This is a genomic window from Streptomyces sp. NPDC102278 (assembly GCF_044766345.1).
In the GTDB taxonomy this organism is placed as follows: Bacteria; Actinomycetota; Actinomycetes; order Streptomycetales; family Streptomycetaceae; genus Streptomyces.
Genome location: NZ_JBIWLV010000011.1, coordinates 223,230 through 243,084, shown reverse-complemented (window position 1 = coordinate 243,084; position 19,855 = coordinate 223,230). Strand labels below are relative to the sequence as shown.

At 73.1% G+C, this 19,855-nt stretch carries 23 protein-coding genes and 1 pseudogene; 10 read left to right on the top strand and 14 right to left on the bottom strand.

Features of this window, described 5'->3' with window-relative positions; genetic code table 11:
* Positions 1-65 precede the first annotated feature (65 nt).
* The 4 genes from ACIRO3_RS25810 (at position 66) to ACIRO3_RS25795 (ending at position 3,414) form a co-directional block, all read left to right on the top strand.
* Positions 66-692: a TetR/AcrR family transcriptional regulator gene (locus ACIRO3_RS25810; protein WP_404140756.1), complete on the top strand. Its 627-nt coding sequence runs from the start codon at positions 66-68 to the stop codon at positions 690-692.
* Entirely contained in the window at positions 689-1,456 is a 768-nt protein-coding gene (locus tag ACIRO3_RS25805) for an LmeA family phospholipid-binding protein (RefSeq protein WP_404140754.1), read from the top strand. The genes ACIRO3_RS25810 and ACIRO3_RS25805 overlap by 4 nt, the downstream gene beginning before the upstream one ends.
* 130 nt (positions 1,457-1,586) lie before the next feature.
* On the top strand, positions 1,587-2,729 hold the full coding sequence (locus tag ACIRO3_RS25800) for a winged helix DNA-binding domain-containing protein (RefSeq protein WP_404140752.1): 1,143 nt from the start codon (positions 1,587-1,589) through the stop codon (positions 2,727-2,729).
* 199 nt (positions 2,730-2,928) lie between these two features.
* The gene (locus ACIRO3_RS25795) at positions 2,929-3,414 is read left to right on the top strand and encodes a peroxiredoxin (protein WP_404140750.1); all 486 of its coding nucleotides are present in this window, start codon (positions 2,929-2,931) and stop codon (positions 3,412-3,414) included.
* An 83-nt stretch (positions 3,415-3,497) separates the two neighbouring features.
* Here the strand turns inward: ACIRO3_RS25795 and ACIRO3_RS25790 are convergent, their stop codons facing one another.
* Positions 3,498-4,145, bottom strand: a complete 648-nt coding sequence (locus tag ACIRO3_RS25790) for a lysophospholipid acyltransferase family protein (protein WP_404140748.1) — start codon at positions 4,143-4,145, stop codon at positions 3,498-3,500.
* 364 nt (positions 4,146-4,509) lie between these two features.
* Here ACIRO3_RS25790 and ACIRO3_RS25785 point away from each other — a divergent pair, with 364 nt between their 5' ends.
* A complete protein-coding gene (locus ACIRO3_RS25785; protein ID WP_404140746.1) occupies positions 4,510-4,965 on the top strand; it encodes an STAS domain-containing protein in 456 nt (151 codons plus the stop codon).
* 258 nt (positions 4,966-5,223) lie between these two features.
* Here the strand turns inward: ACIRO3_RS25785 and ACIRO3_RS25780 are convergent, their stop codons facing one another.
* A complete protein-coding gene (locus tag ACIRO3_RS25780) occupies positions 5,224-5,493 on the bottom strand; it encodes a hypothetical protein (protein WP_404140744.1) in 270 nt (89 codons plus the stop codon).
* Between the two features lie 369 nt (positions 5,494-5,862).
* Between ACIRO3_RS25780 and ACIRO3_RS25775 the strand changes: the two genes are divergently transcribed.
* Positions 5,863-6,351, top strand: coding sequence for a carbonic anhydrase (locus ACIRO3_RS25775; protein WP_361771778.1), 489 nt, complete (start codon positions 5,863-5,865; stop codon positions 6,349-6,351).
* A 68-nt stretch (positions 6,352-6,419) separates the two neighbouring features.
* Here the strand turns inward: ACIRO3_RS25775 and ACIRO3_RS25770 are convergent, their stop codons facing one another.
* Positions 6,420-6,680, bottom strand: coding sequence for a hypothetical protein (locus tag ACIRO3_RS25770; RefSeq protein ID WP_365998665.1), 261 nt, complete (start codon positions 6,678-6,680; stop codon positions 6,420-6,422).
* Positions 6,677-6,976, bottom strand: a complete 300-nt coding sequence (locus ACIRO3_RS25765; RefSeq protein ID WP_361771780.1) for a DUF6247 family protein — start codon at positions 6,974-6,976, stop codon at positions 6,677-6,679. The genes ACIRO3_RS25770 and ACIRO3_RS25765 overlap by 4 nt, the downstream gene beginning before the upstream one ends.
* A 325-nt stretch (positions 6,977-7,301) precedes the next feature.
* Here ACIRO3_RS25765 and ACIRO3_RS25760 point away from each other — a divergent pair, with 325 nt between their 5' ends.
* On the top strand, positions 7,302-8,030 hold the full coding sequence (locus ACIRO3_RS25760; protein WP_404140741.1) for a GAF domain-containing protein: 729 nt from the start codon (positions 7,302-7,304) through the stop codon (positions 8,028-8,030).
* A gap of 84 nt (positions 8,031-8,114) precedes the next feature.
* Here the strand turns inward: ACIRO3_RS25760 and ACIRO3_RS25755 are convergent, their stop codons facing one another.
* Positions 8,115-9,368, bottom strand: a complete 1,254-nt coding sequence (locus ACIRO3_RS25755) for a serine hydrolase domain-containing protein (protein ID WP_404140739.1) — start codon at positions 9,366-9,368, stop codon at positions 8,115-8,117.
* Positions 9,369-9,787: 419 nt separating this feature from the next.
* Here ACIRO3_RS25755 and ACIRO3_RS25750 point away from each other — a divergent pair, with 419 nt between their 5' ends.
* Entirely contained in the window at positions 9,788-11,278 is a 1,491-nt protein-coding gene (locus tag ACIRO3_RS25750; RefSeq protein ID WP_404140737.1) for an Ig-like domain-containing protein, read from the top strand.
* Between the two features lie 52 nt (positions 11,279-11,330).
* On the opposite strand, the gene ACIRO3_RS25745 is transcribed toward ACIRO3_RS25750, so the two are convergent.
* Positions 11,331-11,648, bottom strand: coding sequence for a UBP-type zinc finger domain-containing protein (locus ACIRO3_RS25745; RefSeq protein WP_404140735.1), 318 nt, complete (start codon positions 11,646-11,648; stop codon positions 11,331-11,333).
* Positions 11,649-11,721: 73 nt separating this feature from the next.
* Positions 11,722-12,618 carry an oxygenase MpaB family protein gene (locus tag ACIRO3_RS25740; RefSeq protein ID WP_404140733.1) on the bottom strand — a complete coding sequence of 299 codons (897 nt, stop codon included), beginning with the start codon at positions 12,616-12,618 and terminating at the stop codon, positions 11,722-11,724.
* 234 nt (positions 12,619-12,852) lie between these two features.
* On the opposite strand from ACIRO3_RS25740, the gene ACIRO3_RS25735 reads away from it, so the two are divergent.
* Complete coding sequence (locus ACIRO3_RS25735) at positions 12,853-14,106, top strand: NAD(P)/FAD-dependent oxidoreductase (RefSeq protein ID WP_404140731.1); 1,254 nt, start codon at positions 12,853-12,855, stop codon at positions 14,104-14,106.
* Positions 14,107-14,148: 42 nt separating this feature from the next.
* On the opposite strand, the gene bla is transcribed toward ACIRO3_RS25735, so the two are convergent.
* Positions 14,149-15,084 carry a class A beta-lactamase gene (gene bla, locus ACIRO3_RS25730; protein WP_404140729.1) on the bottom strand — a complete coding sequence of 312 codons (936 nt, stop codon included), beginning with the start codon at positions 15,082-15,084 and terminating at the stop codon, positions 14,149-14,151.
* Positions 15,085-15,258: 174 nt separating this feature from the next.
* On the opposite strand from bla, the pseudogene ACIRO3_RS25725 reads away from it, so the two are divergent.
* Positions 15,259-15,543, top strand: a pseudogene (locus ACIRO3_RS25725) (amidohydrolase); the annotation flags it as partial.
* Positions 15,544-15,705: 162 nt separating this feature from the next.
* On the opposite strand, the gene ACIRO3_RS25720 reads toward ACIRO3_RS25725, so the two are convergent.
* Genes ACIRO3_RS25720 through ACIRO3_RS25695 form a run of 6 tightly spaced genes read right to left on the bottom strand, consistent with a single transcriptional unit; the run spans position 15,706 to position 19,816 of the window.
* Positions 15,706-16,038: a TcmI family type II polyketide cyclase gene (locus ACIRO3_RS25720; protein WP_361771788.1), complete on the bottom strand. Its 333-nt coding sequence runs from the start codon at positions 16,036-16,038 to the stop codon at positions 15,706-15,708.
* Positions 16,039-16,058: 20 nt separating this feature from the next.
* Entirely contained in the window at positions 16,059-16,541 is a 483-nt protein-coding gene (locus ACIRO3_RS25715) for an SRPBCC family protein (RefSeq protein WP_361771789.1), read from the bottom strand.
* 1 nt (position 16,542) lies between these two features.
* Entirely contained in the window at positions 16,543-16,797 is a 255-nt protein-coding gene (locus tag ACIRO3_RS25710) for an acyl carrier protein (protein WP_361771790.1), read from the bottom strand.
* A gap of 57 nt (positions 16,798-16,854) precedes the next feature.
* Entirely contained in the window at positions 16,855-18,105 is a 1,251-nt protein-coding gene (locus tag ACIRO3_RS25705; protein ID WP_404140726.1) for a ketosynthase chain-length factor, read from the bottom strand.
* Positions 18,102-19,373: a beta-ketoacyl-[acyl-carrier-protein] synthase family protein gene (locus tag ACIRO3_RS25700; RefSeq protein WP_361771792.1), complete on the bottom strand. Its 1,272-nt coding sequence runs from the start codon at positions 19,371-19,373 to the stop codon at positions 18,102-18,104. The genes ACIRO3_RS25705 and ACIRO3_RS25700 overlap by 4 nt, the downstream gene beginning before the upstream one ends.
* Positions 19,370-19,816 carry a cupin domain-containing protein gene (locus ACIRO3_RS25695; RefSeq protein WP_361771793.1) on the bottom strand — a complete coding sequence of 149 codons (447 nt, stop codon included), beginning with the start codon at positions 19,814-19,816 and terminating at the stop codon, positions 19,370-19,372. Before ACIRO3_RS25695 ends, ACIRO3_RS25700 begins: the two co-directional genes overlap by 4 nt.
* Between the last annotated feature and the right edge of the window lie 39 nt (positions 19,817-19,855).

The window sequence follows — 19,855 nt, the reverse complement described above, 5'->3', positions numbered from 1 at the left end:
CCGACCTCGCACAAAGTGGCAGAGGTGACAATTGACAGGGGTGTCGTCATTGCTAGGCTTCGTACATGCCTCCAGACCCCGACGAGTCCGGACTGCGCGAGCGCAAGAAGGAACAGACCCGCCGACTGTTGCGCGAGGGCGCGGCCGCGCTGTTCGCCGCCCACGGCTTCGCGGGGACCACCGTCGCGGACATCGCCGCGCACGCGAACGTCTCCGAGCGGACCTTCTTCCGGTACTTCGACAGCAAGGAGGCCCTGCTCCTGCCCGACAGCGCCGACCTGTTCCGCCACGTCGAGTCGGAGCTGGCCATCCGCCCCGCGGACGAGGAACCGCTGGACGCGGTGTTCAACGCGCTCCTCTCGGCCGTGGCGCCCTTCGCGGCCTCCAGCCTCACCGCCCTGACCCACTCCATCGAGGGCGCCGAGGTCCTGGTGGCCGCCCGGCTGGTGCAGGCGTTCACCGAGTTCGAGGACCGGCTCACCCTCCTCGTGCTCCGGCGGATCCCCGACGGGACGCCGGACGCCGACCTGCGCGCCGCCGTGATCGCCGGCGCGGCCATGTCCACCGTGCGCGCCGTCCTGCGCACCCAGCGCAGGCGACGCCAGAGCGACGCCGTCGCCCCGACCCCTCCCTCCCACCTCCTGCTCCAGGCCTTCGGGATGCTGAAACAGATCGGAACCGCCGCTTCATGAAGCCCCGCCGCACCTCAGTCCTCGTCACCGCCGGACTCACCGTGGTGCTCGCCGCCGCCACCGGGACGGCCAACGCCGTGGTGGAGCACTCCGCGCAGCAGCGCATCGAGGAGAAGGCCGCATGCCGGCTCCAGGCCGACGGGGCCGTCAACGCGGAGCTCACCGACTCGTTCGCGGGCCTGCGCTCCTTGACCGGCGACGTGGGGGCGGTCCACATATCGGCGCGCGGCGTACACCGCGCCGACACCGAGATGGACGTCGAGGCCGACCTCTACGACGTCACGACCGACGGAGCCGTCGGCGGCGGCCGCGCCACGGCGAGCGTCTCGTACGGAGCCCTCCAGAAGCGGCTCGCGTCGACCGAGGCGGGCATGAAGGTGGGCGGCGACGCGCACGGGCTCACCCTCACCGGCAGCGTGGGAGACCTCGGCCTCCCGGTCACCGTCCACACGCGGCTCGCCACCACGGCGACCGGCCTGACCCTGACTCCGACGACGGTCACCGTCCTGGGGCGCGACCTGCCCGTGGACACCCTGGGTTCACTGCCCGTCGCGGGGGGTCTCGTGGACCGCATCGCCGAACGGCTCGCCCCTCGGACCATCGACATCGACGACCTGCCGGCCGGAGCACGGCTCACCGCCGCCCGGCCGACCGCCTCGGGACTGGAGCTGAACTTCTCGCTGTCCCCGGAATCGATCCGGGTGAACTCCGCGGGCGGCGACGGGGCGGGTTCCGCGGGCGGCGACCGCTGCGCGGGGAAGTAGCCAGGCCCGCCGACGGCGGTTCGCCGGCCTTCGGCTGTCAGTGGGGTCCGTGACAATGGCAGCCGGCCCGACGGGGCCCCGCCGCGGCGCCGGCGCCCCCGTCACGACACGAGGACGAGACGACCACGCCATGAGGTTCACCGCGCGGGAACTCAACCGCTCCACGCTCGCACGTCAGTTGCTGTCGTCCCGGGAGAGGATCGGCGCCGCCGAGGCGGTACGGCGCGTGGTCGCGCTCCAGGCCCAGCAGGCGGCCTCCCCGTACCTCGCCCTGTGGAACCGGGTGAGCGACTTCGAACCCGCCGACTTGGACACCGCGTTCGCCGGACAGTCGGTCGTCAAGTCCACCCTGATGCGGATCACCCTGCACGCCGTGCACGCCGACGACCACCGGGCCTTCCGCGAGGCCGTCCACCCGTCGCTGCGCGCCGCCCGTCTCAACGACCGTTTCACGGCGTCCGGGTTGACCGCCGAGGACGCCGAGGTCCTGGTCCCGGAGATCCTGGCGTTCGCCGACCGGCCGCGCACCAACGCGGACTACGAGGCGTGGCTGGAGCAGCGGCTCGGCGCGCCGGCGCGGCCCGGGGCGTGGTGGGGCCTGCGCCAGTTCGCTCCGTTGCTGCACGCGCCCACCGCTCCCCCGTGGTCGTTCGGTCACCGGCCCTCCTACATCGCTCCCCGTGTCCGGCCGGTGACGACCGACCCCCAGGTGTCCGACCTCTCCCTGCGCACGCTCGTCACGCGCTACCTGGAGGGTTTCGGACCGGCGTCGGTCGCGGACGTGGCGCAGTTCTCCCTGGTCCCGCGGACGCGGGTACGCGCGGCGCTGCGCGCGCTCGGCGATGTCCTGGTACGCCACGAGGGGCCCGGCGGCGAGGAGTTGTTCGACGTGCCGCACGCGCCACGCCCGGACGGCGACGCGCCGGCGCCGCCCCGGCTGATGGCCATGTGGGACAGCGTGCTGCTCGCCTACTCCGACCGGGGCCGGGTGATACCGCCCGAGTACCGCGCCCTCGTCATCCGCAGGAACGGCGACGTGCTGGCGACCGTGCTGGTGGACGGGTACGTGGCCGGGGTGTGGCGACCGGCCGAGGGCGGAATCGAGGTGTCGGCCTTCCATCCGCTGTCGGACGAGGTCTGGGAGCAACTCCGCGTCGAGGCACAGGCTTTGACGTCCTTCCTGCGGGACCGGGAACCGCACGTCTACCGCCGGTACGACCACTGGTGGGCCAAGGTGCCGGGCGCCGTCGTGCGGGTGCTCCCGGGCGGCTGACCGTACGGGCCGCCCCACCGGAGGGGAGCCGCTCCGGTGCGCACGCCGGTACCGGGTCACCGAGACCTTGGAGCAGGACGCCGCGTACGATGCGGACCCGGCGGCGGCCTGCGGGCAGCAGGCCGCGGGTCGGATGTCGGGCGCCGTCCCTCGCACCCCGACATCCGTCACGCCTTCAGCAACCGAGAGGACAGCGATCGTGGGCCGATCCCCAGCCGTGGGCCAAGTGGTGGACGACTTCCGGCTGCCGGGCGGTGAACTGACCGGGGACGGCTTCGTCCGCACCGACTACACCCTGCACGGCCACCGCGGGAGCCCGGTCGTCCTGGCGTTCTACCCCGGCGACAACACCCCGGTGTGCACGACCCAGTTGTGCTCCTACTCCGACGGACTGGAATCCCTGGGAGCCGGTGGGGCGAAGGTCTGGGGCATCAGCCCCCAAAGCGTCGACAGCCACGAGGACTTCGCCCGCTCCCGCGGGCTGCGCCTGCCGCTCCTCGCCGACACCGACCGCGCCGTCGCCCGCGCCTTCGGAATCACCGCACCCCTCATCGGGCTGCGCCGAGCCGTCTTCATCATCGCCCCCGACGGCGTCCTGCACTGGAAGCACGTCACCGCCGTCGGCGCCACCTTCCCCCCGGCCGACACCATCGGCGAACAGCTCTCCCGCCTCGGGACGAACTGACGGACCGCCCGAAGCCGGCCCGGCCCGCGCGCGTCGCCCCGTCGCCGGAGGGGGCTCCGGCCGAGGGGCCCCGCCGACCGCGGTCAGACCTCGCGGAGGGCGCGGGTCGCCACTTCCCAGGCGGCGGTGACGGCGTGTCGGGCGTGGGCGGTGGCCTCGCGGGTGTCGGCGGGCAGGCTGCGGGGGGTGCCGACGTGGACGTGCAGGCGGGGGCGACGGACCGGCGCGGTCAGCAGGCCGGCCAGCTGTTTGCCGGTGCTGCCCGAGGTGATCCGCCGGGCACCGGCCTGGCCGAGCGGTACGAGCGGCACCCCGGCGGCCCCGGCCAGGCGGGCCGGGCCGCTGCGGAAGTCCTCCGGCGGCGCTTCGCCCGAGTCCGGGCGCACCGGCAGGCGGCCTTCCCCGTAGACGAGGACGTGCCGGCCGGCCCGCAGCGCCTCGACCGCGGTTTCCAGCGCCTCCGAGGCCCGCGCGGTGCCCCGGCGCACGGGTAAGTGTCCCTCGCGCGTCAGCGACCAACCGAGCAGCGGAATCCGCCACAGGCCGGCCGTGGCGAGCACGACAGGTTCGGTGCCCAGGCGGCGAAGGGCCGCCATGACGACGGCGGGGTCGGCCAGGCTCGTGTGGTTGGCGACGATCACCGCGCCGCCGGCGGGCAGCGACGCGACGTCGGCCGTGACGGTCAGACGTCCGAGTACGGGTACGACGGCGGAGGCGATGCGACTGAGCACGCTGGGCCTTTCACGAGGGCTTCTTGCGGTGCCTCCATGCTCGGGCCCGACGGGGTCCGCGTCGTGAGCGCGGGTACTCATCCGCGTCTGAGCACTTCCGCTCCCCGGGAGCGCGACAACGGCCCGCGGCATCGGCCCACGGCATCGGCCGCGGCGCCGGTCAGGCGCAGTACGGGCCGGATGACCATCCGCCCATCCGCCCATCCGACCGTCGACCGTCCGGCCGCCCATCCGACCGGCCGGCTGCGGGTCTGCCCCGAACGGGCGATCGCTTTCCCCCACACCGGGGATCTTGACCCCGACGAGGGGTGAAGGAACCCCCGGTCGCGTTGCCTCCTCGGGGGGCCGGACCGTTGTCCGGTTCGTGAGTACAGCAACGAGCAGCCCGATACTGACCCACACGACCCCCCACGACACGGGCGCCGACAGCACGCCCTGCGCCATAACGGTCCATTCCCGGGGCAACGTCCTGACCATCGCCCCGGCGGGCGAGATCGATCACCACACCGCCCGCCCCCTGCGCGTGACGCTCGCCCTCGCCGCCACCCACGGCTACACCGGGCTCGTCCTGGACACCTCGCTCGTCACCTTCGCCGACTCCGGACTCCTGCGGGTCCTCGACGACTGGTGCAGGCACGGACGGCGCCTGAGGATGGTGAACCAGTCCAGGGCCGTACAACGCCTCCTGGCCGCGGCGGCGGCGTCCGCCCCGTCCCCGTACGGCGGCCTCCGGCCCCATCCGGGGGACGGCACCGAGAGCCCGGCGCCACCCGGCCCGCGGGACCGGCCGGGCCCCTCGGGGGAAGCGGCACCGCGGTGACGTTCATACTCCTGACCGTCATCCCGATGCTCCTCGCCGTCCTCCTGCTGCGACGGGAGCCGGGCCGACGGCGGCCTCGACGTCGCAGCGCCCCCGCACCCCACCTCGCCCGCACGGCCGGGCCGCGGAGGCAGCACCGACCCGCCCTGACCTGACCCTCCGAGCCGGTCCGCCCGCCCCGCGCAGCCTCGGGGGCGGGCGGGCCCGTCGAGCCGGGATCCGGGTCCGGGTCCGGGTCCGGGTCCGAGTCCGGGTCCGCTAGGGGATCCGGCCGCCGCCCCGGACGCCGATCAGGTAGTCGGCCTCCTCCGCGAGCCGCGCCCGCCGCTCGTCCGTCGCGGCGCGTTCCAGTTCCCCTCTCAACGCCTGCTCGGTCCGCAGGACGGTCGCCCGCGGGATCGGGATCCGCTGGCCGGGCCTCTCCGTGAACGGCGCCAGCTCGGAAGCCAGGGTCTGCGCGTCCGGTGAGGAGCCGCGACGCAGCGAAAGGAACACCCGGGCCAGCCAGTCGGCCGGAATCTTCACCATGAGATCTGTCATGCATGGGCAACGAACGGCCACCCACCCCGTGACACCCCCTCCCCCGCACGGAGCAACGCGCCGGCCGCGCCACGGGGTGACGCACCGGGCGCCGGCGGTGACCGCCCGTTCGCCGTCTTCGAACGGCTGTTGCCTTGCGCGGAGGCCGGTCCGGTGAGTTGACTGTCTCCATGGACACGAGCACTCCGTCGATCGAGGCCTTCTGGCCGACTCGACGTGTCCGCTTGTTCGACGAGGCTTGTCGGTAGGTCACGCGCACGTGTTCCGGTCCGTGTGCGTGGCCGTTCCGCGTCCGAACCCGCCCGGTTCACGCGGTGGCCCGGGTGGGTCCCCCATCGGCACGACAAGGATCCGAACATGTCCGTCACCGATCAACTGCTCGCCAACAACGCCGTCTACGCGGAGAACTTCACCGGCCCGCTGCCGCTGCCCCCGTCCAAGCAGGTGGCCGTGGTCGCCTGCATGGACGCCCGTATCGACGTCTACGGCGTCCTCGGACTGAACGAGGGGGAGGCGCACGTCATCCGCAACGCGGGCGGAGTGGTCACCGAGGACGAACTCCGGTCGCTGGCGATCAGCCAACGGCTGCTGGGAACAAGGGAGATCATCCTCATCCACCACACCGACTGCGGAATGCTGACGTTCGACGACGACGGCTTCAAGCACGGCATCCTGGAGGAGACGGGCATCAAGCCGGCATGGGCCAGTGAGGCGTTCACCGATCTCGACGTGGACGTACGGCAGTCGGTGGGCCGGATCAAGGCCGACCCGTTCGTCGTGCACAAGGAGCACATCCGCGGGTTCGTCTTCGACGTCGCGACCGGCAAGCTCAACGAGGTCGTCTGACCGACGTCGTGGGGAGGGGCTCGTTCGCGGCTCCTCCCCACGACGGGCACGCGTCGGACGGTGACGGTCTACCCGAACCAGACGAGGTCCAGGACCGACAGTCGCCCGGCCTCCCGGTTGATCCGGTAGATGACGCTCAAACGACCGATGGAAGCCGACCGTACGTCTTCCCCCGCGGGGTCGCCCGCGTCCCACTGCGGCCAACCCCAGGGGGTGCGGGCGGCGATGTCCAGCACGTCGCGCGCCATCTCGCGGGCGTGGGCGGGCAGCCCGGCCAGCACCTGCGCGGCCTGCGGGGAGAGCCGGGCGGGCCATGGCGCACCGATCACGGTCGGGCTCCGATGACGTCTTCGAGGGCCACGTGGTCGGAGTCGTCCATCCCGGAGGCGACGAAGGCGTCCACGGCCGGGGCCGAGTCGAGCCGGCTCCGCCAGGCGCGGACGACGTCGTGCAGCGGGGTGAGCGTGTAGCTGTGGCGGGAGTCCTCCAGCGCCTTGGCCCAGTCCCGTTCGAAGGCCGGCTCCCACCGGTCCGCCCGGCGGTCGGCGCGGATCCGCGCGAGGAGTTGGGCCGCCGCGGCCGGTGGGGGTGGTGGGACGGACACGTACTCGGGCTGTGCGCTCACGGTTCCTCCAGCGGTCTCCTCGCCACGGTACGCGGCCGACCGGTCGAAGGAAGCGGTCATCCGGGGATCCGGCGGGCGGCGGGCACAAGAAGCTCCGGCATGGGCACGGGTCCGGGGCACGGGTCCGGGGCCGTCCGGTCCTTCCGCCGACGAGGGGCCGGCGCGGCGACGCGCACACCCCGCCGCACCGGCCCGCGAGTGGCACCCGGCCTGTGGCGTGATCGTACGCAAGGATGATCGCCCGGGCCCGCGAGGCCATGGCGGGACGCATCAGGCGCATGACCAGGCCCGGCGACGGGCCGTACGAGGGAACGGTGACATCGGCATGACCCGCGACCAGCAGCTCGCCGAGGCCTTCGTCAGCCTTGGTGACACCCTCGCCGACGACGTCGACCCGCTGACCCTGCTGGACCGGCTCGTCCGGAACTGCGTGGCGCTGACCCCGGTCGACGCCGCGGCCGTGATACTCGCCAACGTGCGCGGGCGGTTGCGCGCGGCGGCCGTCACCGACGACGGGGCCGAGGCGACCGAGCTCTTCCACTTCCATCCGGCCCAGGGCCCCTGCGCCGACAGCTTCCGTCTGGGAGCGCCCGTTCACTCGCCCGATCTCGACGCCGACACCGAGGCCTGGCCCGATGTCGCACGGCTGGCCCGGGCGGCCGGCTATCGGGGAGCCCACGGACTGCCGTTGCGCGTCCGGGCACAGAAGGTCGGCGCGTTGCACCTGCTCACCCGGGACACCACGCCGCTGACCGAGGCGGACGTCACGGTGCTCCAGGCCATGGCCGACGTCACGATCAACGCGGTCGCCACGTGGCGGGCGAATCCGCCACGCCCGGCCGACGTCGTCACCAACACGCAGGCCGCCCTCGCCACGAAGGCCGCCGTCGACACCGCGGCCGTGATGCTCGCCACCGCCGGTTCCCTCGCCCCGCACGAGGCGCGCCAGGCCTTGCACACCTACAGCGCCCGTCGGGGTCAGCGCACCGGCCGGGTGGCGCACGCGCTGATCCTGCGCGATCTGGACCCGCACGCGGTCGTCGCCGACACGTAGGGCCGTCCCCTTCGGGTCCTGGCGGTGACGTCGGTGCGGCACCGCGGGGAAGGAACACGCCCGCGGTGCCGCACCCGGCCGGTGTCAGCGACGCTCGGGCAGGTCCGCCTCGGCCGGGGTCATCGCGAGGCCGCGCGCCTTGGCGGCCGGTGCGGTGGCGGGCTTTCCGCAGAACGCGGCTTCGAGGGTGCCGCCCAGCGCGGTGTTGGCGGCGCCCCTGTTCGAGGTGTTCGCCATGGCGGAGAGGCTGCGGCTGCCGTCGCGGGTGGTGAAGGCGTAGGTGTAGAAGCCCTGGACGGTGCCGGTGTGGCCGTACACCTGCGCCCCGCAGGAGAGGTCGTAGCGGCGCAGACCCAGCCCGTAGAAGCGGGTGTTGGTGGTGTCGGTCGGCGTCATGGTGATCATGGTGTCCAGCAGCGGTGCCGGTACCAGCCTGCCCCGCAGCAGGGCGGACATGAAGGTGCTCAGGTCGGCCTGGTTCGAGATCATCGCGCCGGCGGTCTGCGCCCAGGACACCGTCTGCTCGGTGGAGTCGACCAGCGGGGCCCCCTCCTGGTCCGGGTGGAGGTATCCGTGGGCGTGGGCGCCCTTGATCACCGTGGCGGGGTGGACGTAGGAGGTGTTGCGCAGCTTCAGCGGCTTGATGATGCGGCGCTCGTACTCCTTGGCCACCGGCTGTCCGGTGGCCTTCTCGATGAGCATCCCGACCACGACGAAGTTCGTGTTGGAGTACTTGTACGAGACGCCCGGCTCGGTCGTCCTGGGCTCGGCGAGGGAGAGGTTGACCAGCTCCTTGTACCCGAACACCTTGTTCCGGACGGACTCGAAGCCCGGCACGGTGTTCGCGAACATGACGTTCGTGTAGTCCGACAATCCGCTCCGGTGCGTGAGGAGATGACGCACCGTGATCCGGTCGTCCGGGAGCAGCCCCGGCAGGTGACGGTTGACCGGGTCGTCCAGGCCGATCCGCCCCTCGTTCACCAGTTGGAGGAGCACGACGGTGGAGAACGTCTTCGTGACGCTGCCGATTCGGAAGCGGGCAGCGGGGTCCATCGCCGCGCCGGTGGTGCGGTCCTGGACGCCCGCCACCCGGGTCACCACGCCGGCGGGCCCGGTGAACCGGGCCGTCGCGCCGGGTGCTCCGGCCGCCAGGGTGTTGCGCAGGACCTGCTCCAGGCCGGCCAGGTCGGGCGCCGGCGGCTGGGCGGCGGGGCGCGTCGCCGTCGGGGCGGACGGCGCCGTCGGGGCCGCGTGGGCGGTGGCCGCCGGAGCCAGGCCTGCCACGACGGCAAGCAGGGCGGCACCGATGGTCAGGCGTCGTTCAAGGTGCAGGCGCACGGGTTCCTCGACTCGATCGTGATGGGAATGCGGGTGAGCGGCATGCGGGCATGCGCAGGCGCAGACGCAGGTGCCGTTCGAGGGGGTCAACCTCGGTGAGCGGCAACGGCTCTGAGCCTACGAAAGATCTTGGCGGGAGTCAGCCACGGAGAAGGCCACGGCCCCGGGTCCGGGGGGTGATTTCCGGCCAGGTGTCGGCGTCATCCTCCAGCGGCACACGCTCACCCGACCTTCCGTTTACGACCGGTCATGGGCGTGGCTTCCCCGTACGGGCAAGGGCCGACGGGCGCCAGTCGGCCTGCTCCGTACGGGTTCACTTGTTCCACCGTTCGGCCCCATACGCCCGAGTCATGATCATCATCCTGCCTTGAAATCGTTCTGATGCTGCCATCCGGCCGTGGGCGAACTGGGAGGGCTGCATGACGACGTCATCGACACACCGTGCGCAAGGGCGGCGCCGGAACAAGGTGTGGAGCCTGGTCGGCGGCGCGGTGGTCGGGACCGCGCTCGTGGCCGCCGCGGCCCCCGCGCCCTTTGCCACGCGTCACGGCGCCGACGGGCCGGACGCCTCCGTGGCGCTGCTGGTCGGCCGGATCCTCGACACCGGCGCGAGCGAGGACGAGGACGAGGAGGACGGTGGCGAACGCTGTGGGGGCGAGGCGTTCCGGGCGGGCCTGTGCGGCGAGTTGCAGCGGCAGCGGGTCCTGGCCACGGCACACGGGGCCGGGTCGGTCGTCCGCGACGCGACGGGCTCGGGTTCCGGCGTCGAGGCGAGGGCGGTCGCGCTGCCCACGGACGCGGGCGGCCCGCTGGAGATCTCCCTCGCCGAACCGGGCCGGTTGACGCACGTGACCGTCCGGGACGGGCACGGCCGTCATGTCGGTGGCGCGCTCGGCTCCGTGGACCACCGCTGGACCAACACCGAGCCGCTGCGGGCCGGCGAGCACTACACCGTGCGCGTGGCCGCGCAGGACGCCGCCGGCACCCCGGTCGGGGTCACCATGGCCTTCCGCACCGCGCCGCCGCGGGAACGCGACAGGCTGACGGTCGAGTTCGGCCCGCGATCGGGGACGTACGGGGCGGGCCAGATCGTGACGGCCTCACTGAGCCACCCCGTCCCGGCCACGGACCGGTCGGCCAGGGCCCGTCTCGAAGCGGCGCTCCAGGTGACATCGGAGCCGGTCGTCGAGGGCGGCTGGTACTGGGTCGACGACTCGACCCTGCACTACCGGCCGCGCGCGTACTGGCCCGCCCACACCGAGGTGCGCGTGCACAGCGGTCTCGACGGGGTCGAGATCGGGGACTTGCACGGCGGTCCCTCGGAGCCCTCGCACCTCACCATCGGCGAACGCGTCGAGGCGGTGACCGACTCCGCCGCCCACCGGATGACGGTCCGTCGCAACGGCCGGGTCCTGCGCACGATCCCGGTCACCACCGGGAAGGCCGGGTTCCTGACCCGCAGTGGCGTCAAGGTGGTGCTGGGCAAGGAGGCGAAAGTGCGGATGCGTGGGGACACCGTGGGCATCAAGCGCGGCACGACCGAGTTCTACGACCTGCCGGTGCTCTACGCGACCCGGGTGACCTGGAGCGGCGAGTACGTGCACGCCGCCCCCTGGTCGGTCGAGGCGCAGGGCGAGGAGAACGTCAGCCACGGCTGCACGGGGATGAGCACCGCCGACGCCGCCTGGTTCTTCGACCTGGTGCGGGAGGGGGACATCGTGGAGGTGGTGAACAGCGGTGGCGAGCGGATGACACCGTTCGACAACGGCTTCGGCGACTGGAACCTCGACTGGTCGGCGTGGCAGGCCGGCAGCGCCCTGGCCGCCGCGACGCAGCCCTCGCTGGGGCCGGCCGTGCCGCGTGCGTCGGCGGTGTCCCTCGCCCCGTCGCGGTTGCGCCCCCTCACCTGAGCCGGGAGGCCGGCGTGACCGGGGAGCCTGCGGCGCGGGGGCGCCTTGACGCTCAGACCGGCGCGGGCAGCAGGAACAGCGAGTCCTGGTAGCACCAGGCCCAGGCCTCACCCTTTTCGAACGAGCGTGCCAGCGCGTGGTCGGTGGTGTCCGCGTGTCCCCAGGCGTGCCGACCCGGGGAGCTGTCGCAGCAGCCGATGTGGCCGCAGATCAGGCACTTCCGCAGGTGGACCCATGTGCCACCAGTCGCCAGGCACTCCTCGCAGCCTCGGCCGGCCGCGGCCGGCTCCTCATGGGGCGCCTGGTCGAGGTGTCCGCAGCTCACCTCTTCGACGCGCCCGGCGTCGGGGGCGACGATCCATCCGGCCATCGGTACTCCTGCGTCTCGGGGGCGTGGGTGTGCGGGCCCTGGGCGTGTCCGCCGGCCGTGTCAACCAGCCGTGTCAGTCAGCCGTCGGCGTACCCGGCGGTCCGGGCGGCGGTGGGACCATCGCCCACCTGATGGTGCGGGTCAGGGCGTGTCCGGAGAGCCGTACGAGGCCGCCGCCCAAGCCGGCCGGCGTCCGGGAGAGCCCCAGCATGTCCGGGGCCCACGGCGGCAGCAGGGCCACCGCGTTCGCGGCGAGCACGGCGTAGGGGCCCCGGGCCGCCCTGGGCAGCGGCGGGTGGCGCAGGATGAAGCGCGCCGCCTCCCGGGCCTGGGGGGTGGCACGGAGTTCCGGCCGGTACTCCGCGAGCGTTCGGGCCAGCTCCGCCCGGTTCCGGGGCGGGTCCGCCACGCCGAGCGCGCGGGCCACCCGGGCGGTGTCCGCGAGGTACGCGTCGCAGCCGGCGGCGTCGAGGGGATGCGCGCCGAAGCGCTGGTGGGCGCGGAGGAAGCTGTCGACCTCCGCCGCGTGGACCCAGCCCAGCAGGTGCGGGTCGGCCGCGTGGTAGGCCTGGCCGTCGGATGTCCGGCCGCGGACCTCCTCGTGTACGGCCCGTACCCGGTCGACCGCTCGCCGCGCGTCCTCGGCGGTGCCGTACGTGGTCACCGCGAGGAAGGTGCTGGTGCGTTGGAGCCGCCCCCACGGGTCGCCGCGGAATCCGGAGTGCGCCGCGACGGCGGCCATCGCCCGCGGGTGCAGCGACTGGAACAGGAGAGCGCCGAGGCCGCCGACGAACATCGAGGCGTCCCCGTGCACGGTGCGGATCGGACGCTCGGGCCCGAACCAGCGGGGCCCCGGGGTTCCGTGGATGCGGGCGCGGTTGGCCCGGCCCTCGGGTCCGGCGACGCGGGCGAACAGTCCGGCGCCCAGCCGCTCCCGTGGACCGCGACGCGACGGCGCGAGCGGGTTCATGACGCCATCCTCCTCCGTGACGGCCGGCCCCACCAGGTGGTGGTGTCCGGTCATCCGACCCTCGGCGGTGCCCCGCGCCGTACCGGGCACCGCGCCTCGGCCCGCACCGGGCGCGGTGCGAGGAAGGCCCGGGCGTCGGCCACGGCCGTGTCGATCCCCGGAGCGATGACCCACCGCATCCGATTCGGTCCCGGCCGGCGAAGGACAGGGTGTAGCCGCCACCAGGAGGTACCCGTGAACAGTCGTGACCGGCAGGGCAGCGTGATCGTCGTGGGGGCCGGGCTCGCCGGTCTCACCTGCGCACTCGACCTGGCACGGGCGGGGGTACGCGTGCGGGTGCTGGAGGCGTCCGACGGGGTCGGCGGAAGGATGCGCAGCGATCTTCGGGACGGGTTCGTGCTGGATCGCGGGTTCCAGGTGTTCAATACCGCCTACCCGCAGGTCAAGCGTCGTGTGAACCTGCGCGGGCTGAGGTTGCGCCCCTTCACGCCGGGAGTCCTGGCCCATATGCCGGACGGTGGTCGGGTCCGGTTCGGGGACCCGAGCAGGCGGCCGGGCGACGCGGCCGCGCTGCTGACCGGTCGGCGTACCCCGGTCCGCGGGCTGGCCGGGCTCGGCGCGCTCACGGCGGTGGACGCCCTGGCGCCGGTCCGGGCGCTGCGGCGGCTTCCGGAACGCACGACCCGGCGGGAACTGGCGCGTTGGGGGGTGGACGACGCGCTCGTCGACGCCTTCATGCGGCCGTTCCTGGCGGGCGTCTTCCTGGAGGACGAGCTGGAGACGTCGAGCCGGATGTTCCACCTGACCTGGCGCAGCATGATCCGGGGAACCCTCACCCTGCCCTCGAACGGGATCGGGGCGGTGCCCGAGCAGTTGGCGGGCGCCCTGCCCGAGGGCTCCCTACGGCTCGGGGCGCGCGTCTCGTCCGTGTCCGGCGCCGAAGTGGTGCTCGCGGACGGCAGCGCCCACGAGGCCACCGGCGTCGTGGTCGCCACCGACACCGCGTGCGCGTCCGCGCTCGTGCCGGCGCTGGGCGAGCCCGGCCCGACGCGCACGGTCACCACCTACTACCACGCGACGCCCGTCCCTCCGCTGCGCGAACCGACCCTGCTGGTCGACAGCCGGCGGCGGTTCCTCAACACGTGCGTGCTCACGGAGGTGGCCCCCGGCTACTCCCTCGACGGACGCGCCCTCGTGTCCACCTCCGTCCTCGGCGACGACACCCCCGCCGGACGTACGGCGTTGGCCTCCGTCCTGTCGGAGGTGTACGGCACGGACGCGACCCGATGGCAGGCCGTGGCCGCCGTGACGGTGCCCGGCGCGCTGCCCGCGATGCTCCCGCCCTGGCCCCTCAGCCGGACCACGAGGGTCGAGGACGGCGTGTACGTGTGCGGCGACCACCGCGCGACGGGTTCCGTACAGGGCGCCATGGCCTCCGGGACGCGCGCCGCCCGCGAACTGCTGGCCGATCGCGCCGCCCGCGCCTGAGCGGCCGGGCGGCGGGGCGGCGGGAAGGGCGACCGGCCGGGTCTACCTCCGGGGGCCGAGTACGCTCGCCACCAGCGCGGCGGCGTCGGCGACCAGCGGATCGTCGGCCGGGGCGTCGGGATCGCGTTTGGTCGTCAGCACGGCCAGGACGATCGGGGGACGTCCGGGCGGCCAGGCGATGCCCGCGTCGTTGTTGGTGGCGTACCGGCCGCCTCCCGTCTTGTCCGCGAGCGTCCACTCCCGGGGAAGGCCGGCACGGAACCGATTGCCGCTGGTGGTGTTGGCCAGCATCCAGCCGGTCAGCCGTTCCCGGTCGGGGGGTGTGAGCGCGCCGCCGAGGGTGAGGCGTGCGTAGGTCCGCCCGATGGCCCGGGGGCTTGTGGTATCGGTGACGCGCTCGGGTTCGGCCGAGTTGAGTTCGGGTTCCCAGCGGTCGAGCCGGGTCGTCCCGTCCCCCAGCGAGCGGCAGAACCCGGTGATGGCGGTCGGGCCACCGAGTTCACGCAGCAGGAGGTTGGCGGCGGCGTTGTCGCTGAAGGAGACCATGGCCGAGCACAGTTCCTCGACGGTCATGCCCTGGGCGAGGTTCTCGGCCTTGGAGGTGATCGGTGTGTGGCCGGCCGCCTCCACGTCCTTGGCGGTGTAGTGGACGCGCTTGGCGAGGAACTCGCCGCGGCGATCGAGGTCGCGCAGGACGGCCCCCGCGGCGAGCGTCTTGAACAGCGAGCACATCGGGAAGAGTTCGTCCGCCCGGTGGCTCACGGTCCGGCCGGTGGCCGTGTCGAAGGCGAACACGCCGAGGCGGGCCGAGTGCCGTCGCTCCAGTTCCCGGCACCGGCGTGTTACGAGGTCGTCCTGCCTGCCGGAGGCGTACGCGGTCCCGCCCATCGGGAGGGCCGCGGTCATTGCCGCCCCCGCCCCGAGCGCGAGGATCGCGCGTCGACGCGAGCCCGATCCGGTCGATGTCGTGGAGTTCAAGGGTCGCCCTTCCCGTGGTGTCAGGGTGTTTTCCTCCAGACACGCACCATAGGGACCAATGGTTCCCCTGTGGCGCGGAACCCGGGCATGGCGCCCCCGGGAACAACGCGGCCTGGTTCGAGGACGGGGGCGGTCACACGATGAGCGAAGGCCGGCTCGACCCGCCGGGCCCGCCCCTCGGACGCGCAGATCGGCCTGGAGAGCGCCGTTCCCGCGGTCGACGAGGCGCTCGGAACCGGTGTCCGGCCGGGGCTGAGCATCGACGTGGAGGTGGCGCCGGCCGGCGACATGTTCACGCAGATGCGGACCCTGCACGCGAGCCAACGCATGCGCGCCGTCAACGCGGCGTACGGCACGGGCCGGGAGCCGTCCCGGATCGGCACCCTCGACGTGCTGGACTTCGCGACCCTCCAGGGCGCGCGGACCAACGGGCCGGCGGACGTGACCGGTTCACCGACAAGGGAGGAGGCGCGGGCCTCGCGCGAGCACGTCGTGGCGGCGGCCGGTCGGGCGGCCCGCGGCTGATCGGCCGGCCGTGCGCACCGACGGCTCTGCCCCCGGGGAACGGGGCAGAGCCGTCGCGGTGTGGCGTGGTGTCCGTGGCGTGGACGCCGGGCGGCGCTACCGGCCGCCCGCGCGCTCCCAGCGGTAGAACTGCTGGGCCATGGCGTCCTTGGGACTGCGCCAGGTCTGCGGGTCGTGGGGACTGATGAACACCGAGAGCCGGTCGCTGAGGTCCCGGAACTCCGGATGGTCGGTCACCTGGGCGATCGCCGGGGCCGGCGGCTTGTCGGACTCGATCAGGTGGAGGTACACGTCCCCGAACTGGAAGAGACTGCGGCTCTTGACCCCGACCAGGTGGGGCAGTTCGCCCGCGTCCGACGCGGCGAACAGGCCGGCGATGTCGGGTGCGGAACCGGGGGCCATGCGGGCCACGATGAGAGCCTGGTGCATTGTGCTGTGCCTTTCTTCCATCAGCGCTGACTGGTCACGGGCTCGCGGCTCTCCCGCTCCAGCTGTTCGATCTTGTCCCGGATGAGGGCCATCTGCGTGCGCGAGTTGCGGTTGATGTTGTCGGTCATCCAGGCGTCGTCGACCGGAGCGTCGGGCTTCATCGCGAAGTCCTGGACCCAGCGCATCCGGGTGGATCCGCCGGAGACCGGGTGGTACTCCCAGTGGATGTCCATGTGGGCGAACGGGCCGGTCTCCACCCGCCGCGCCTTGACCGTGAGGCCGTCGCGGTCGACGGTCCGCTCCGACACCCAGCTCCACACCACGCCGTTGTCGTCGGGGTGCATGGTCAGCCGGAACTTCGTGGTGTCCCCGACGCGGTCGAGGATCTCGATCGAGGCGTACTCGCTGAAGAGCTGCGGCCAGTTCTGGAGGTCGTTGGTCACCTCCCACACCACGTCGACGGGTGCGTTCACGGTGATCTCGTTGTCGGTGTGGCCGGGCATGTCAGGCTCCTGTCATGAGGCTGTTGTTGACGAGGTCGAGGAACTCGCGCGGGCTCGCGCAGCGGTCGGCGTCGGTGGGCAGTGCCCGGCCGCGCCGGTTCTCCAGCTCACCGACGATGCCGAGCAGGCCCAGGGAGTCGAGGCCGTACTCGTCGAACCGGGATTCCGGGCGACTCGTCAGCTCGGCGGGGTCGACGGTGATGCCGGCGTTCTTCATCAGCGAGGCCAGCTCTTCCATCGTGAGGCGGTCGGACATGGTGCCTTCTCTCTTCCTACGAGGGCGGGTGGGCCGGCGGCGCCGGCGTGGCGCGCCCTACACGGCGGATTCCGGTCCTCTGCGCAGGACGAGGGCCGAGTTCGAGCCCATCTGGCCCCGGCTGAGCACGAGCGCGGTCCGCAACCGTGCCGTGCGCGCTCCTCCGGTGACCACATCGAGGTCGTGGCAGACCTCGAAGACGTTCGGCGTCGGGGGTACGACGCCGTGTTCCAGTGCCATCACGGCCGCGGCCACGTCGAGGGTGCCGGCGGCGCAGTACGCCCGCCCGGTACCTGTCTTGGGCGCCGTGACCGGCACCCGGCTCGCGCGGCTCCCCAGGACGTCGGTGATGGCCCACGCCTCGGCGGTGTCGGCCGCGGGGATCCCGAGGGCGTCGGCGAAGACCACGTCGATCTCCTCGGGGGCGCAGTCCGCCTCGCGCAGGGCGCCGCGGACGGCGCGGGACAGGCCCTCGCCCGACTCCTCCCAGCGGTGCGGGCCGGTGAAGGTCGCGCAGTGGCCGGCCACGACGGCGCGGACGGTCGCGCCGCGCCGCCGGGCGGACGCGGCGTCCTCGACCACGAACATCGCGCCGCCTTCGGCGGGTACGAAGCCCGATGCCTTCGCGGTGAAGGGGCGGTACGCCCGTTCGGGGTCGTCGTCGGTGCTCAGGCCCTCGTAGCCCAGCTGGCAGACGACCGAGTAGGGGGCGAGTGGTGCCTCCGTCGCGCCGACGAGCATCGCCCGGCTGCCCTGCCGGATGGCCCGGGCGGCGTGGGCGAAGGCGTCCAGCCCGCCGGCCTCGTCCCCGCAGACCACCCCGCAGGGGCCCTTGAGCCCGCGTCGGATGGAGATCTGTCCGGTGCTGGCGGCGTAGAACCAGGCGATCGACTGGTAGGGGCCGACGTAGCGGGGGCCCTGCCCCCACAGCCGTTGCAGTTCGCGCTGCCCGAACTCGCCGCCGCCCGACCCGGCCGCCGTGACGACCCCGACCGAGAAGGCGTCGTCGGCGTAGTCGGCCTGGGCGAGCCGGGCGTCCTCCAGGGCGAGGTCGGCGGCGCCGAGCGCGTAGTGGCTGAACCGGTCGGTCTGTACGAGGAAGCGGTCCTCGACCAGGGTGCCGGGGTCGAAGCCGCGCACCTCTCCCGCGATGCGCAGCGGGAGGTGTTCGCAGCCCTGTCGGCTGACGCGGTCCAGGACGCTGTCGCCGGCCTGGGTCGCCTTCCAGAAGGCTTCGATCCCGATCCCGTTGGGCGCGACCACCCCGATGCCGGTGATCACCGAGGCTCCCTCGGAGCGACTGTTCACGCGCGCACCTCCTTCGGCTGGGTCATGACGACGGCGGACTGGAATCCGCCGAATCCGCTGCCGACGGAGAGCACGCTGCGCAGGGTGTGGCTGCGGGCCGTCTTCGGCACGTAGTCCAGGTCGCACTCCGGGTCGGGGGTCTCGTAGTTCGCCGTCGGCGGCACCACGTGATGGGTCATCGCGAGGACGCAGGCGGCGAGCTCGATGGCGCCGATGGCACCGAGCGAGTGGCCGACCATGGACTTGATGGAGGTCATCGGAGTCCGGTAGGCGTGGTCGCCGAGCACCCGCTTGACGGCGGCGGTCTCGTGCCGGTCGTTCTGCTTGGTCCCGGAGCCGTGCGCGTTGACGTAGTCGATCTCCGCGGCGTTGACCCGGGCCTGCCCGAGGGCGGTCTCTATGGAGCGGGCCATCTCCAGCCCCTCGGTGGTGAGGCCGGTCATGTGGTGGGCGTTGCCGAAGGTGGCGTACCCGCCGATCTCGCAGTAGACGGTGGCGCCGCGGGCACGGGCGCGCTCCAGCTCCTCCAGGACGAGGACGGCTCCGCCCTCGCCGAGGACGAACCCGTCCCGGTCGGCGTCGAACGGCCTCGACGCGTGGGCGGGGTCGTCGTTGTTCGGCGAGGTCGCCTTGATGGCGTCGAAGCAGGCCACGGTGATCGGGGAGACGGGAGAGTCCGAGGCGCCGGCGATGCACACGTCCATCCGACCCTCCTGGATGGCGTGGACGGCGTACCCGATGGCGTCGAGGCCCGAGGTGCAGCCCGTCGAGACGGTCTGTACGGGCCCGCGGGCGCCCGTCTGTTCCGCGACGGCGGAAGCCAGCGTGGCCGGGGTGAACGCCCGGTGCAGGAAGGGCGAGGAGAGCCGGTGGTCGACGTCCCACCAGGCGCCCTTGTCGCTGACGGCGACGTAGTCGTGCTCCAGGCGGGTGGTTCCGCCGACGGCGGTGCCCAGGGAGACTCCCGTGCGCCAGGCCTCGTCGGAGTCGAGCCGGAGGCCGGCGTCGGCCACCGCCTCGCGCGCCGCGACCAGGGCGAACTGGATGTACCGGTCGTGTCGCTGCGCCTCGCCGGGCGCGAACCCGTGCTCGGCGGGGTCGAAGTCGACCTCCGCGGCTATCCGGGAGCGGAACCCGGTCGGGTCGAAGAGGGTGATGCCCCGCGTCGCCGTGCGCCCGTTGGAGAGCAGGTCCCAGAAGGCGCGGGTGCCGATGCCACCGGGGGCGACGACGCCGACCCCGGTCACGGCCACCCGTCGGCGGGTCATGCGACGACCTCCGAGTGCTCGGGTGGCCGCTGGTCCCACGCGGACTCGTGCGGGTGCGGGGCCTCTTCGGTGTCGACGTGGCCGAGTTCCGGCCGGGGGGCGAGCGGGCCCAGGTGGAAGACCATGCGGGCCTCGGTGTCGCCGACGTTGCGGAACCGGTGGCGCACGTTCAGCGGTACGAGCAGCCCCTGGTCGGTGCGCAGCGGGTGGGCCTCCCCGTCGAGGTCGACCTCCAGGTTGCCGGCGACCACGTACACGAACTCCTCGGAGTACGGGTGGTAGTGCTCGGCGATCGACTCGCCCGGGGCCATGACGGCCAGGCCCATGAACCCGCTGGTCGAGCCGACCGAGGTCGGGGTGAGCACCGCTCTCAGGTCGCCTCCGCGCCTGCGGTTGGGCTGGGTCTCGCTGAGGTCGACGATGCGTGGGCGATGTGTGCTCATGACTGACTTCCTCCAGGCGTGCGGGTCGCCTCGACAGGG